At 60.9% G+C, this 12939-nt stretch carries 14 protein-coding genes and 1 pseudogene; 7 read left to right on the top strand and 8 right to left on the bottom strand.

Features of this window, described 5'->3' with window-relative positions; translation table 11 throughout:
- The 3 genes and pseudogenes from AC2FM5_RS17285 to AC2FM5_RS17275 form a co-directional block, all read right to left on the bottom strand.
- Positions 1-373: pseudogene (locus AC2FM5_RS17285) on the bottom strand (tRNA uridine-5-carboxymethylaminomethyl(34) synthesis GTPase MnmE); the annotation flags it as partial.
- Positions 374-404: 31 nt separating this feature from the next.
- Complete coding sequence (gene rho / locus AC2FM5_RS17280; protein ID WP_170361100.1) at positions 405-1676, bottom strand: transcription termination factor Rho; 1272 nt, start codon at positions 1674-1676, stop codon at positions 405-407.
- A gap of 135 nt (positions 1677-1811) precedes the next feature.
- Positions 1812-2261, bottom strand: a complete 450-nt coding sequence (locus tag AC2FM5_RS17275; RefSeq protein ID WP_170525529.1) for a CopD family protein — start codon at positions 2259-2261, stop codon at positions 1812-1814.
- A gap of 403 nt (positions 2262-2664) precedes the next feature.
- Here AC2FM5_RS17275 and AC2FM5_RS17270 point away from each other — a divergent pair, with 403 nt between their 5' ends.
- The 4 genes from AC2FM5_RS17270 to dnaQ are packed head-to-tail and all read left to right on the top strand — an operon-like array spanning position 2665 to position 5399.
- On the top strand, positions 2665-3264 hold the full coding sequence (locus AC2FM5_RS17270) for a Maf family protein (RefSeq protein ID WP_170370397.1): 600 nt from the start codon (positions 2665-2667) through the stop codon (positions 3262-3264).
- On the top strand, positions 3261-4094 hold the full coding sequence (locus tag AC2FM5_RS17265) for a shikimate dehydrogenase (protein ID WP_496737048.1): 834 nt from the start codon (positions 3261-3263) through the stop codon (positions 4092-4094). Before AC2FM5_RS17270 ends, AC2FM5_RS17265 begins: the two co-directional genes overlap by 4 nt.
- Positions 4091-4684, top strand: a complete 594-nt coding sequence (gene coaE, locus AC2FM5_RS17260) for a dephospho-CoA kinase (protein WP_496737046.1) — start codon at positions 4091-4093, stop codon at positions 4682-4684. The genes AC2FM5_RS17265 and coaE overlap by 4 nt, the downstream gene beginning before the upstream one ends.
- Entirely contained in the window at positions 4677-5399 is a 723-nt protein-coding gene (dnaQ, locus tag AC2FM5_RS17255; protein WP_170342610.1) for a DNA polymerase III subunit epsilon, read from the top strand. Before coaE ends, dnaQ begins: the two co-directional genes overlap by 8 nt.
- Before the next feature lie 25 nt (positions 5400-5424).
- Here the strand turns inward: dnaQ and secB are convergent, their stop codons facing one another.
- Both secB and AC2FM5_RS17245 read right to left on the bottom strand, forming a co-directional pair.
- Positions 5425-5925 carry a protein-export chaperone SecB gene (secB, locus tag AC2FM5_RS17250; RefSeq protein ID WP_170342607.1) on the bottom strand — a complete coding sequence of 167 codons (501 nt, stop codon included), beginning with the start codon at positions 5923-5925 and terminating at the stop codon, positions 5425-5427.
- Positions 5926-5979: 54 nt separating this feature from the next.
- The gene (locus AC2FM5_RS17245) at positions 5980-6474 is read right to left on the bottom strand and encodes an FxsA family protein (protein ID WP_170340668.1); all 495 of its coding nucleotides are present in this window, start codon (positions 6472-6474) and stop codon (positions 5980-5982) included.
- Positions 6475-6582: 108 nt separating this feature from the next.
- Here AC2FM5_RS17245 and AC2FM5_RS17240 point away from each other — a divergent pair, with 108 nt between their 5' ends.
- Genes AC2FM5_RS17240 through AC2FM5_RS17230 form a run of 3 tightly spaced genes read left to right on the top strand, consistent with a single transcriptional unit; the run spans position 6583 to position 8866 of the window.
- A complete protein-coding gene (locus AC2FM5_RS17240) occupies positions 6583-7242 on the top strand; it encodes a Tim44/TimA family putative adaptor protein (RefSeq protein ID WP_170340666.1) in 660 nt (219 codons plus the stop codon).
- Positions 7239-8279, top strand: coding sequence for a murein transglycosylase A (gene mltA, locus AC2FM5_RS17235; RefSeq protein WP_496737042.1), 1041 nt, complete (start codon positions 7239-7241; stop codon positions 8277-8279). Before AC2FM5_RS17240 ends, mltA begins: the two co-directional genes overlap by 4 nt.
- On the top strand, positions 8279-8866 hold the full coding sequence (locus AC2FM5_RS17230) for a Smr/MutS family protein (RefSeq protein ID WP_170363948.1): 588 nt from the start codon (positions 8279-8281) through the stop codon (positions 8864-8866). Before mltA ends, AC2FM5_RS17230 begins: the two co-directional genes overlap by 1 nt.
- Here AC2FM5_RS17230 and AC2FM5_RS17225 read toward each other — a convergent pair.
- From AC2FM5_RS17225 to hslU, 3 genes are all read right to left on the bottom strand, one after another.
- Positions 8863-10008 carry an MFS transporter gene (locus AC2FM5_RS17225; RefSeq protein ID WP_496737051.1) on the bottom strand — a complete coding sequence of 382 codons (1146 nt, stop codon included), beginning with the start codon at positions 10006-10008 and terminating at the stop codon, positions 8863-8865. The two genes, AC2FM5_RS17230 and AC2FM5_RS17225, sit on opposite strands and share 4 nt — an antisense overlap.
- A gap of 71 nt (positions 10009-10079) precedes the next feature.
- Positions 10080-11177, bottom strand: a complete 1098-nt coding sequence (locus AC2FM5_RS17220; protein WP_496737040.1) for an alpha/beta hydrolase — start codon at positions 11175-11177, stop codon at positions 10080-10082.
- A 101-nt stretch (positions 11178-11278) separates the two neighbouring features.
- Complete coding sequence (hslU, locus tag AC2FM5_RS17215; protein WP_170342594.1) at positions 11279-12586, bottom strand: ATP-dependent protease ATPase subunit HslU; 1308 nt, start codon at positions 12584-12586, stop codon at positions 11279-11281.
- Between the last annotated feature and the right edge of the window lie 353 nt (positions 12587-12939).

Here is a 12939-nt window from a genome sequence, read left to right as displayed (position 1 = left end):
CTTCGACCTGGGCAAGGTCCATCTTCCCGTTTTCAAGAGCACGCCGGGTGAACTCGCCCGGCTCAGCCAGTCGCAGATCCGGCATTTCGGACAAGACGCGCAGAACCGCGTTGACCGAAGCCGTGCTGCCATGGATCTGCAACTCGGCCACATCTTCGCCGGTAAAGCTGGACGGACCGTGGAAGGTCAGGACCAGCCCGTCATCCAGACGCGACCCGTCAGGTGCCCGCAACTCACGCAGGCACATGCCACGCAACGGCAAATCTCCACCCGACAGAACCTTGGCCGCGTGGTGCGACTGCGGTCCTGACAGGCGGATAACAGCAACCCCTGCCTTGCCTTGCGCGCTGGCCAAGGCGAATATCGTATCCATTCGAAGGCCTCGCGTCGGTTACAAGACCGTATCAGGTATTCATCGAGTCGAAGAACTCGGAATTGGTCTTGGTCTGTTTCAACTTGGACAACAGGAACTCGATCGCGTCGGTTGTGCCCATCGGGTTGAGGATACGGCGCAGAACAAAGGTTTTGGCCAGATCGCCCTTGTCGACCAGCAGGTCCTCTTTCCGGGTGCCGGACTTGAGGATGTCGATCGCCGGGAACACCCGCTTGTCTGCGATCTTGCGATCCAGAACGATCTCCGAGTTACCGGTACCCTTGAATTCTTCAAAGATCACTTCGTCCATCCGGCTGCCGGTGTCGATCAGCGCGGTGGCGATGATGGTCAGCGAACCGCCCTCTTCGATGTTGCGCGCCGCACCGAAGAACCGCTTGGGCCGCTGCAGCGCGTTGGCGTCGACACCACCGGTCAGAACCTTGCCCGAGGACGGCACCACGGTGTTGAACGCTCTACCAAGTCTTGTGATCGAGTCGAGAAGAATAACAACATCTCGTTTATGTTCGACCAGGCGCTTGGCTTTTTCGATCACCATCTCCGACACGGCCACATGGCGGGTCGCCGGTTCATCAAAGGTCGAGGATACCACCTCGCCCTTCACCGAACGCTGCATGTCCGTCACCTCTTCAGGGCGTTCGTCGATCAGCAGGACGATCAGGTAGCACTCCGGGTGGTTCCGCTCGATCGAGTGCGCGATGTTCTGCAGGATCACCGTTTTGCCGGTCCGCGGCGGCGCCACGATCAGCGACCGCTGGCCCTTGCCGATCGGGGCGACCAGGTCGATCACACGGGCGGATTTGTCCTTGATGGTCGGATCCTCTATCTCCATCTTCAACCGCTCATCCGGATAGAGCGGCGTCAGGTTGTCGAACAGAATCTTGTGCTTGGCCTTTTCCGGGTCTTCGAAGTTGATCTTGGTGACCTTCGTCAGCGCGAAATAGCGCTCATTCTCGTCCGGAGCCTTGATCTCACCCTCGACCGTGTCGCCAGTGCGCAGCGAATACTGGCGGATCATGTCGGGCGAGACATAGATGTCGTCCGGGCCGGGCAGATAGTTCGCCTCGGGCGAGCGCAGAAAGCCGAAACCGTCCTGCAGCACCTCAAGCACGCCGTCGCCGCCCACGGTCCAACCCTCGTCCGCGCGTTCGCGCAGGATCTGGAACATCATCTCGCCCTTGCGCATGGTCGAGGCGTTTTCGATCTCGAGCTCTTCGGCCATGGCCAGAAGGTCTTTGGGGCTTTTCGCCTTCAGATCGGACAGGTTCAGGGATTCGATTGTCATGATGATACGGACCTTGGCCGCAGAGGTGCGGCACAGCGTTGAATTTCAAACAGGAAGATGCGCCATCCGGACGGATGGGTTGATCTCTACATAAGGCGGGTCGCCGTCCGAGTCAAACCGGTGCGGAAATAGCCCTCAGAACTTCAGAATGACCGCCAGAACAATGATGACCATCAAAACGGTCGGAACCTCGTTCATCATGCGGTACTGGCGCCCTGTGAGCGTATTGCGGCCTTCGACAAAATCCTTGCGCCGGGCCATCAGCCAGTGATGAAACCAGGTCATGCCGATCACCGCAGCGCCCTTGACCCAGGGCCAGGCCCAGTCCCACCCGACGATGCCGGGAGTGAACACCATGATGAGGCCACAGACCCAGGCCACGATCATCGCCGGTCGCATGATCACCCGGAGCAGCTTTTCTTCCATTTCAAAGAAGATCTCAGGCGCGCCGTCGACGGTTTGTGCCTTTTCGACGTGATAGACGAACAGGCGTGGCAGATAGAACAGCCCTGCCATCCACGAGATAACCGCCATGATGTGCAGTGATTTCACCCAAGGGTACAGCGTGAAGAGAAGATCGGTCATCGGGTTTCCCGGCACTGGTCGGACCCTCCCTAATAAAAAAAATAGAAAAGAGAAAGGATGATGGTTTTGTAGGGTGGGCAAAATCCGTGGATTATTGTTTTGTCCGCCAGTTTTCCCCAGGTGGATGAATAAATTCCAAAACTGGGCGATCCTGGTGATTTCAGTTTTTACGTAATAAAAACAATAAGTTAAGTTACACACCGCGGATCTGACTTGGGGATAACTCGAGGGACATCTTTTGATGAACAGGAAATCCCAAGATCCCGAGTTATCCTTGTCCCGACCGGACAGTCTTTGAGCGACTCGGGGAAGTTTCAGGCCGAAATCGCGGGCTTGCGTGTCAACTGGAAAACCATACAAACCGTTCAAAACCAATGATCAACTTGCCCACGGGGTTTTCCACATGACTGTCCCCATCGTTCTTGCCTCGGGGTCCGAGATCCGCGCGCAGTTACTGCGGAACGCCGGAGTGCCGTTTTCCGTCCAGGTCGCCCGCGTGGACGAGGATACCGCCAAACGCGCGCTTCTGGCTGAGGGCGCGCCGCCCCGCGACATCGCCGACGCTCTGGCCGAGCTCAAGGCGCGCAAGATCAGTGACAAGACGCCCGGCGCGATGGTTCTGGGCTGTGACCAGGTTCTGGATTTCGACGGACGCCTGCTGTCCAAGCCCGAAACGCCCGAAGAGGCGCTGGCGCAGTTGAAGGCGATGCGCGGCAAGCGTCACATGCTGCTGTCGGCGGCGGTGATCTATCAGAACGGCGAACCGGTCTGGCGCCATGTCGGTCAGGTGCGGTTGCGGATGCGCGCCAGTTCGGATGCCTATCTGAAGGGCTATGTCGCGCGCAACTGGGACAGCATTCGCCATGCGGTCGGGGCCTACAAGCTGGAAGAAGAGGGTGTGCGCCTGTTCAGCAGCATTGACGGCGACTATTTTAACGTCTTGGGTATGCCCCTGCTGGAGCTGCTCAATTTTCTAGCGGTCCGAGGGGTGATCGAACAATGACCGACAAACGCATTCCACTGGCCGGAGTCATCGGACACCCGATTGCCCATTCCCGATCGCCTGCCCTGCATGGCTATTGGCTGAAGACCTATGGTTTGCCGGGCCATTATGTGCCGATGGATGTTGCGCCTGCCGATCTTGAAACGGTCCTGCGCTGCTTGCCCAAGGCCGGGTTCGTGGGGGCCAATGTTACTGTTCCGCACAAAGAGGCCGCGTTGCGCCTGGCCGATCATGTGTCGGACCGCGCCTCGGTGGTCGGGGCGGCGAACACGCTGGTGTTCCGGTCCGATGGCTCGATTCACGCAGACAATACCGACGGGTACGGGTTCATGCAGAACCTGCGCGCGGGCGCGCCGGATTGGGTGCCGCAGGATGGCCCGGCGGTGGTGTTCGGCGCGGGCGGGGCCGCGCGGGCGGTGCTGCAGGCGCTGGCCCAGGCCGGCGTGCCCGAGATCCTGCTGACCAACCGCACGCGGTCGCGCGCCGATCACCTTAAAGAGGAATTTGGCCAGCGCATCACCGTGGTCGATTGGGTCCAGGCCGGAAACGTGATCGAAAACGCCGAACTGGTGGTGAACACCACGTCGCTGGGTATGCAGGGTCAGCCCGAGCTGCGCGTCCCGCTGGACGGGTTGCAGCCGGGAACGGTGGTGACTGATCTGGTCTACACGCCGTTGAAGACCCGCCTTCTGGAACAGGCCGAGGCTGCGGGCTGTACCGTCGTCGATGGGCTGGGCATGTTGCTGCATCAGGCGGTGCCCGGGTTCGAGCGGTGGTTCGGCTTGCGCCCCGAGGTTACGGAAGAAACCCGCGCAGCGGTTCTGGGATGAGCTTTGCGCTGGGTCTGACCGGGTCGATCGGCATGGGCAAAAGCACCACCGCCAACCTGTTCGCGCAGGAAGGTTGCGCCGTTTGGGATGCCGACGCCGCGGTGCATCGGCTGTACGCGGCCGGCGGCGCGGCGGTCGCGCCGATCCGCGCGGCATTTCCCGAGGCCATCGAGAATGGCGCTGTCAACCGTGATGTCCTGAAACGGATCATCGGTGCCGATCCGACCGCGTTGAAACGGATCGAAGTCATCGTGCACCCGCTGGTGGCCCAGGATCGCGAGGCGTTTCGACAGGTGGCCAAGTCGGACATCCTTGTCTTTGACATCCCATTGCTTTTCGAAACCGGCGGCGACGCGCAGATGGATGCGGTGGCCTGCGTTTCGATCCCCCCGGACGAGCAGAAACGCCGCGTCATGGCGCGGGGCACGATGACCGAGGCGCAGTTCGAGCAGATCCGCGCCAAGCAGATGCCGAATGACGAAAAATGCGCGCGGGCGGATTTCGTGATCGTCACCGACACTCTGGACCATGCCCGCGCACAGGTGCAGGATGTGGTCAGGCAGATCAGGGCAGGACTGACAGATGCGTGAAATCGTACTGGATACGGAAACCACCGGATTCGATCCCGAAAGCGGCGACCGGATCGTCGAGATCGGGGCTATCGAGCTGTGGAACCACGTCGCCACGGGCGAGACCTATCACGTCTACATCAACCCCGAACGCTCGATGCCGGCCGAGGCCTTCGGCGTGCACGGCATCGGCCCTGACCTGCTGGAGCCGCCGCAACCTGCCGAACCGGGCCAGATCACCCTGAAGGACAAACCTGTCTTTGCGAAGGTCGGGCAGGCCTTCCGCGATTTCGTGGGGGATGCACGGCTGGTGATCCACAACGCTTCATTCGACATGAAGTTCCTCAATGCCGAGTTGGGATGGATGGGCCTGCCCCCGATTCCGATGGAGCAGGCGCTGGACACGCTGGCGATCGCGCGCAAGCGGTTTCCCGGCTCGCCCGCCTCGCTGGATGCGCTGTGCCGGCGGTTCAACATCGACAATTCGAACCGGGTTCTGCACGGTGCGTTGCTCGACTCGGAAATCCTGGCAGAAGTCTATCTGGAGCTGATCGGCGGACGCCAACCAGATTTTGGCCTGTCTTCGGCGTCTGCCGAAAGCTCAACCGGCGGCGACATTTGGCGCCCCGGTCCACGGCCCAACCCACTGCAGCCCCGGATTACCGAGGATGAGCGCGCTGCGCATGATGCATTTGTCGAAAAGCTGGGCGAAAACGCCCTGTGGTCCCGCACCTGATCTGGGTCAGATGCGGGTTGCCTGATCACGCCTCGGTCTTGTCGGACGCCTCGGCCTGACGGCGCATCAACTCGTTGCGGTACAGACCGACGAAATCGATGTTGTCCAGGTTGACCGGCGGGTAGCCACCGTCGCGGGTGATGTCGCTGACGATGCGGCGCAGGTAAGGGAACAGCATCCGCGGGCATTCAATCATCAGGAACGGGTGCAACTGATCATTTGGCACGCCTTCCACGTGGAACAGGCCGCAATAATCGATCTCGCACAGGAACAGGATGTCCTCCAGACCCTTGGCCTTGGACTTGAGGTTCAGCTTGATCGACACCTCGTACTGGTGATCGGCCGAGCGCTTTTTCGCATCCAGGTTCACCTGGACCGAGATCTCGGGCTGCACGTCGCCCGAGACGCCTTTTTGCGCCATCACGTTTTCAAAGGACATGTCCCGGATGAACTGTCCCAGAATGCGCATCTGGATTTGGGGGGCTGCCTGGGGCTCGGTTGTGCCGGCGGCGGTTTCTTCGGTCATGGATCCGCTCCAAAATTTAAATTCGCCACTGCTTATCAAGTTGGGCCGGGCACCTCAATGCTGGTGCGGCCCTTCCACCCATTTCGACGGTTGTGCGGGTTTTGTGCGCACTTCCGAATACTCTCCGTCTATGATGTCATCCCCACCGAACGGATCACGCGCCGCCCCGTATTGCGGGCCGGGGCCCATCTGGAACTGGGTAATCGTGACCCGTGATTTGAGATACCGAAAAACCGCGGCCCGCACCCCGGGAACCAGCAGCGCAAAGCCGATTGCGTCGGTGAAGAACCCGGGCGTCATCAGCAGAACGCCTGACAGCAGGATCATTGCACCATTGGCTAGCGGTTCGGTCGGGTCGTCCAGTTCGGAAAAGGCGCGCTGCAGCTGACCCATCGCCATGCGACCTTGTGTCCGCACCATCGCGGTACCCAGAACGGCGGTCAAAACCACGATTGCCAGCGTCGGCCACAGGCCGATCAGACCGCCGACCTGGATAAAAAGGGCGATTTCGATGATCGGCACCAATAAAAATGCCAAGAACAGATACATATGCGCTATCCTTTCCCATAGGCCGGGCTGTGGACTTGCCACCAACTGTCACCTACATAGTGGCACGAGGCCGCGTGTACAAAGTCTCGGTGCTGAAAAGAGGACGAAATGAATTCACCCCTGATCCAGCTTCTGGTGCTGGCTGGCATAGCCATCTTCCTGATCCTGCGTCTCAGAAGCGTGCTGGGCACGCGCGAAGGCTTTGAAAAACCACCGGTGCCGCAGCAACCCGACACCGGGAAGTCGCGTCGTGATTTCGAAGTGATCGACGGCGGTCCGGATCGTGACATTACCGACCATGTGCCCGAAGACAGCGAATTGGCGCAGACGCTGGCCGCAATGAAGCGAGTCGAGCCCAGCTTTTCGGTCAGCGAGTTTCTGCAGGGCGCCCGTGGCGCCTATGAGCTGATCGTCATGGGGTTCGAGCGGGGCAATCTGGATGAAATCCAGCCCTTCCTGTCCGAGGAAGTTTTCGAAACCTTCGTGTCGGTTGTCGCCGATCGCGAGGACAAGGGCCTGACGATCGAGGCCGAGTTCATCGGTGTGCGTGAGATGGGCCTGGTGGATGCACAATTCGACAAGGATTCAAACCGCGCCGAGATCACTGTGCGGTTCGTCGGCGAGCTGACGTCGGTCGTGCGTGACCGGGGCGGTGACATCATCGAAGGCAGCCCCAACACGATCAAGCGCCAAAAGGACAGCTGGACCTTTGCTCGAGTCATGGGCGCGGATGATCCGAACTGGCTGCTTGTCGCCACGGACGCATGATCGGAACGCTCCGGTCGCTGATGCTGGTGGCGGTTCTGACCGCCGCCAATGCCGCCGGAGCTGAGGCGACGCGATCCATCCTGTCATTTGCTGACCTTGATGGCTGGGCCGAGGATAACCACGGCGCGGCTTTGTCCGCTTTTCTTGACACTTGCGGGGATCTGGACGAACCGGACTGGCGTTCGTTGTGTGCAGCCGCACGGACATACGAGCCCGATGCCGCGCGCGCCTTTTTCGAACTGTTCTTCCGGCCCATCCTGATCGAGGATGAAAAGGCCCCGCTGTTCACCGGATATTTTGAACCGGAATTGAACGGCTCGCGGACGCGGACTGAAACCTACAGATACCCGGTCTACAAGATGCCGCCCGAGGCGCGGGCGGCTGGGCAATGGCTCAGTCGGCGCGAGTTGCTGACCAGTGACGTGATGAAGGGCCGCGGCTTGGAAATCGCCTGGGTCGATGACCCGGTCGAGTTGTTTTTTCTGCAGATTCAAGGCTCGGGGCGCATCCGTTTGCCGGATGGCAGTTCGGTGCGTGTTGGATATGGCGGGGCCAACGGCCACCCCTATCGGTCGGTCGGGGTTGAGCTGGTCCGGCGCGGTCTTCTGGGTGCGCATGACGTGAGCGCCCGGATGATCCAGTCCTGGGTGCGCAAGAACCCCGAGATTGGGGCCGAGCTGTTGATGCACAACCCGTCCTACGTCTTTTTCCGCGAGGTTTCGCGGGTAGCTGCAGACCGCGGGCCTTTGGGCGCAATGAACCGGTCGATCACCGCAATGCGCAGCATCGCCGTGGACCCGGCCTATACCCCGTTGGGTGCGCCGGTCTGGGTTGAAAAAGACGGCAAGACTCCGCTGCGGCGCTTGATGATCGCACAGGACACCGGCTCGGCAATCAAGGGCGCACAACGGGCCGACATCTTTTTCGGAACCGGGGACGCCGCGGGACAGGCAGCGGGCCAGCTCAAGGATCCCGGCCGCATGATCGTTCTGCTGCCGATCCAACGCGCCTATGCCATGCTGCCGGATGAGTTCTGATGACCCGCCGCAAGCTGACTGAAGACGAGATTGAATTGTGGCACAAGGTGACCCGGCAGACCGAGCGGCTGCACCCGGAGATTCCCCAATCCGTTCACCCATCGACATTGCCGAAACCCAAGCCGCGAAAAACCCCCAAAGCGCGGATAGACGCCTTTGAACTGGGTCAGAATGCACCGACAAATGGGCGCGGCCATAGCTTGAAGCCCGCAATCGGCGACAGCCTGCGTGCCGCTCCCGTACAGATGGACAGCAAGGCCTTTGCGCGGATGAAACGCGGCAAGCTGAAGCCCGAAGGCAAGCTGGATCTGCACGGAATGCGGGTCGATACGGCCCATCCTGCTCTGATCCGGTTCATCCTGTCGGCGCAGGCATCGGGAAAACGACTGGTTCTGGTGGTCACCGGCAAAGGCAAGGACAGGGACGAACCCGGCCCGATCCCGACGCCCCGCGGCGTGCTGCGCAACCAGGTGCCTCAGTGGTTGAATTTGCCGCCCCTCGCCCAAGCGGTTCTTCAGGTCAGCCCGGCCCATATCAGCCATGGCGGTGATGGGGCTTACTATGTGTATCTGAGGCGGATCCGCTAAAGCAGCCGCCGGGCCCTGTGAATACCGATCCAGACTATGCCGCACGTCGCCACGAAGAACCAGGCGATCCACAGGAACTGCGTGCTGAGCGGCACGCCCAGATCGATCAGCCCGCCAGTCAGGCCTGGCCCGACAGCAGATCCCAGCACCATGACGGCGGCAGCCATCGCCTTGATCGCGCCGATGTGACGGGTGCCGTAGAACTCGGCCCAGAACGCGGCGGGCAGCGTGCTGTTGGCGCCGACCGAAATGGCCAGACAGGACAAACCGATTACGGCGCCGGGGATTGTCTGGACAAACGCAAACAGCGCAAACCCGGCGGCCATCGGAAGCTGATAGAACGGCATCATCCGCGCCGTGCCCCATCTGTCCAACGCCCAGCCCGAGGCGAACATCGCCAGGATCGACACCCCGGTATAGATCGGAAACAACGCGACCAGTTGGATATGGGCCCATCCTTTGGTCTGCGCCAGATGGACCTGGTGAAAGAAGAACGCGGTAATGAATGCCGAAGGCCCCATGAGCGCAGGCATCATGAACCAGAAAAGCGGGTTCAACAACGTTTCGCGCCGGGTCCAGTGCCGCCCAAGCATCCCGGTCGCGCTGGTTTCCCGGGCCAGGCTTTGTGGTGTCCGTTCCTGACGCAGCATCCGCATCAATGCGGGTATTCCCAACAACGCGATGGCGGCGGACAGCACCCAAAGAAAATGCCAGTCGACAAAGGCCATGGCGGCGACGAACAGCACGGGCAGCAGGGCCTCACCGACGGCAAATCCCAGCGTTGCGATGGAGAGTGCCCTGCCCCGCGTGGCCGTGAACCACCGGGCCATCGCAACCATGGCAATGTGGCTGCACATGCCCTGGCCGAACAGACGCAGCAGAAAGATCACCACGGGCAACAGGATCACCCAATGATTGACCGCCATCGCGAGCGCAGCACACGCAAGCCCAAGCAGGACGGCCGGACCCAGCACGCGGACACGATAAATATCAGTCAGCCCTCCGGCCCAGATCATGACGATCGCGGAAACAGTCGTGCCCAAGGAATAAAGACCGCCCCATGCGCCGTGGCTGAGGCCGAACTCGGCCCGGATCTGCCCGGCGAAGATCGAAATGAAAAAGGTCTGCCCGAAACTGGACATGAAGGTCAGCAAGACCCCCGCGCCCAACCACGGAGCATTGTCCGCAAGGAAAAGGCGGACCCCTCGCCCTATCACGGGGTGCTGACCCGCACCTGCCCGGTTTCGGTCAGAACAACCTCGGTCGCGCCGGTATCGTTTCGCACGGCCGGCGGCACCAGAAGATCAATGCCGCCCTGATCCCGGCCAAAAGTCCTGCTGACCCGGCCCGCCGCGTTGAGAATCGACAGAAGTGCCGGAGATGTGGCGGCCACGAAATGCGAGGACTCCGCATCCTTGTTGAAAGCCGTGGTGTCGATGATGCTGACCGGGTACTGCGCCAGCTTCTCGGTCGAGCTGATGTTGCCCAGCCGCTCGCCTTTGGCAGTTCCGCGCAGGCGTCCGGACACGTTCAAGATCTTGTCTTTGCGCGAGACCATGATCACGAATGGCTCGGGCGGAGACTTGATCACCGCCATTTGCGACCGGAACACGTCAACGTCGAGATCGGGCGAGATCAGCAATACACCTTCCAGATTGCGCCGCGACCAGCCTGGCTCGCGCAGCTCAGCTTGGCGCATCATCTCCATGGTCAGCGCGCCTCCCATCGAGTGCGCAACGATCAGTACGCGCGGGACGCCCAGGGATTTCAGCGAAGATATGGTTTGTTGCAGCCCGTCGCGGGCAAACAGCATACTGTCCAGATCATAGGCATAGCCCGACCCGGCCCCTCGGCTGGGCCAGGAATAGACCAACGTCTTGCCGGGCAGGCCGATGTCGTGAGCCAACTGAGCCGCGCGAAAAACGGTTTCGGTCTGGGTGGCGTTGTAGCCATGAACAAATATCGTGACTTCCTTGGCGCCGTTCAGTCGTGCTTTCAGATCCTGCTCGGACGGAAATTCGCGCACACCGGCCAAAACGAACTGCCGGCTCGGGTTCGGGTCCGAATAGGAAAACTCAAGCGTCCCGGGGCGGTGGTTCGGCGGGATCGAGACGGTGGTTTCGAGGAATTGCAGGCGGTCAGCGCGACGATACCCGTACGAGCCGTCGGCCTCGCGTGCGCGGGTGGTGGCCGCGAACACCGTCTGCGCCGTGCCGACGTCCATCGCTTCGGGCAAGGTGACCGAGATGGATCGGTCAACGCAGCCTCCCAAAACGGAAACCGTGACGAAAATGATCAGATAGCGCAGCACGGAACGATCCCAGACCAACAGTTACGTGCTACGCATAGCGTAACCTGCCGACGCGTCCAGATAATTGCGCAGGATCAACCGGCGAAAACCGGCTGATCATGTTACAGAACGTAACGGCTCAGGTCCGTGGATTTGGTCAGCTCACCAAGGTTTTCATCCACAAAGGCCGCGTTGACCACGATTTCCGCGCCGGCACGGTCCGGCGCGACAAAGGACAGATCTTCGAAAACGCGCTCCATCACGGTGTACAGGCGCCGGGCGCCGATATTCTCGACGCTCTGGTTCACTTCGGCGGCGATCCGGGCCAGCGCGGCGATCCCGTCCTCGGTAAAGCTGACGGTGACGTTTTCGGTACCCATCAAAGCCGTATACTGGCGGGTCAGCGCGTTGTCCGTCTCGGTCAGGATGCGCACGAAATCCTCTTCGGTCAGCGCACGCAGCTCGACCCGGATCGGCAGACGCCCCTGCAGTTCCGGCAACAGGTCCGAAGGCTTGGCGATATGGAACGCGCCGCTGGCGATGAACAGAATGTGGTCGGTCTTGACCGGGCCATGCTTGGTGGAGACGGTCGTGCCTTCGATCAGCGGCAGCAGGTCGCGCTGCACGCCTTCGCGGCTGACATCCCCGCCGCGGGTTTCTGCCCGGGCGCAAACCTTGTCGATCTCGTCCAGAAATACGATGCCATTCTGCTCGACCGATTCCAGCGCCGCGCGGGTGACGGCCTCATCATCCAGCAACTTGTCGGCCTCTTCCCCGATCAGGATGTCATAGCTTTCGGCCACGGTCATGCGGCGCTTGACGGTGCGCCCGCCGAAAGCTTTGCCGAAAATGTCGCCCAGGTTCATCATGCCCATCTGACCGCCCGGCTGGCCGGGAATGTCGAACATCGGCATCGGGTTGGACGTGTCGGCCAATTCAAGCTCGATCACCGTGTCGTCCAGCTCGCCGGATTTCAGCTTCTTGCGGAACATCTCGCGGGTGCTCTCGCGGGCGTCCGAGCCGGCGATGGCCTCGATCACGCGGTCCTCGGCAGCCTGATGCGCCTTGGCCTTGACCTCTTCGCGCATGTATTCACGGGTCTGGATGATAGCGGCATCGGCCAGATCGCGGATGATCTGTTCAACATCGCGGCCGACATAGCCGACTTCGGTGAATTTGGTCGCTTCAACCTTGATGAAAGGTGCGCGGGCCAGCTTGGCCAAGCGGCGGCTGATCTCGGTTTTGCCCACGCCGGTGGGCCCGATCATCAGGATATTCTTGGGATAGACCTCGTCGCGGATGTCATCCGGCAACTGCTTGCGCCGCCAGCGGTTGCGCAGGGCCACGGCGACAGCGCGCTTGGCATCCTTCTGCCCGATGATGAAACGATCCAGTTCCGAGACGATCTCGCGCGGGGTCAGGTCGGTCACAGGGCAGTCCTTTCGATGGTCGGCAGTCAGCTGCGGCTTAGGTAAGCACGGGGTCGGCAAAAACAACCGAGACCGCACATTTGGCCGCGTTGGTTAACAATGACCCGGCGCCAATGCAATTCTTTCCTGACCTCCGTGTTGGGAGATTTCGGTGTCCTCTGATAGGGTTGGCGGAATGTGCGCGGGACCCGGAGAGTGAAATGTCCAAGATTGCCAAGATTACCCTGCTGTTCGTGGTGTTCGTGGACTTGATCGGCCAAGGGCTGGTTTTTCCGATCATCAACTCGCTGATCATGGAGACGAAATCGGGCTTTCTGCCGGAAAGCACGCCAATGGGCAGCCGTCACTTCTAC

The organism is Ruegeria sp. BHSA162, from assembly GCF_059613385.1.
Note: the sequence above shows the minus strand (reverse complement) of the source record. Positions and strands in the feature narration are given on the sequence as shown.

What these genes read in the sequence shown, in the direction of transcription:
- rho (WP_170361100.1), bottom strand. Translation starts at nt 1,676, where the DNA reads ATGACAATCGAATCCCTGAACCTGTCCGATCTGAAGGCGAAAAGCCCC.
- AC2FM5_RS17275 (WP_170525529.1), bottom strand. Translation starts at nt 2,261, where the DNA reads ATGACCGATCTTCTCTTCACGCTGTACCCTTGGGTGAAATCACTGCAC.
- AC2FM5_RS17270 (WP_170370397.1), top strand. Translation starts at nt 2,665, where the DNA reads ATGACTGTCCCCATCGTTCTTGCCTCGGGGTCCGAGATCCGCGCGCAG.
- AC2FM5_RS17265 (WP_496737048.1), top strand. Translation starts at nt 3,261, where the DNA reads ATGACCGACAAACGCATTCCACTGGCCGGAGTCATCGGACACCCGATT.
- coaE (WP_496737046.1), top strand. Translation starts at nt 4,091, where the DNA reads ATGAGCTTTGCGCTGGGTCTGACCGGGTCGATCGGCATGGGCAAAAGC.
- dnaQ (WP_170342610.1), top strand. Translation starts at nt 4,677, where the DNA reads ATGCGTGAAATCGTACTGGATACGGAAACCACCGGATTCGATCCCGAA.
- secB (WP_170342607.1), bottom strand. Translation starts at nt 5,925, where the DNA reads ATGACCGAAGAAACCGCCGCCGGCACAACCGAGCCCCAGGCAGCCCCC.
- AC2FM5_RS17245 (WP_170340668.1), bottom strand. Translation starts at nt 6,474, where the DNA reads ATGTATCTGTTCTTGGCATTTTTATTGGTGCCGATCATCGAAATCGCC.
- AC2FM5_RS17240 (WP_170340666.1), top strand. Translation starts at nt 6,583, where the DNA reads ATGAATTCACCCCTGATCCAGCTTCTGGTGCTGGCTGGCATAGCCATC.
- mltA (WP_496737042.1), top strand. Translation starts at nt 7,239, where the DNA reads ATGATCGGAACGCTCCGGTCGCTGATGCTGGTGGCGGTTCTGACCGCC.
- AC2FM5_RS17230 (WP_170363948.1), top strand. Translation starts at nt 8,279, where the DNA reads ATGACCCGCCGCAAGCTGACTGAAGACGAGATTGAATTGTGGCACAAG.
- AC2FM5_RS17225 (WP_496737051.1), bottom strand. Translation starts at nt 10,008, where the DNA reads ATGTCCAGTTTCGGGCAGACCTTTTTCATTTCGATCTTCGCCGGGCAG.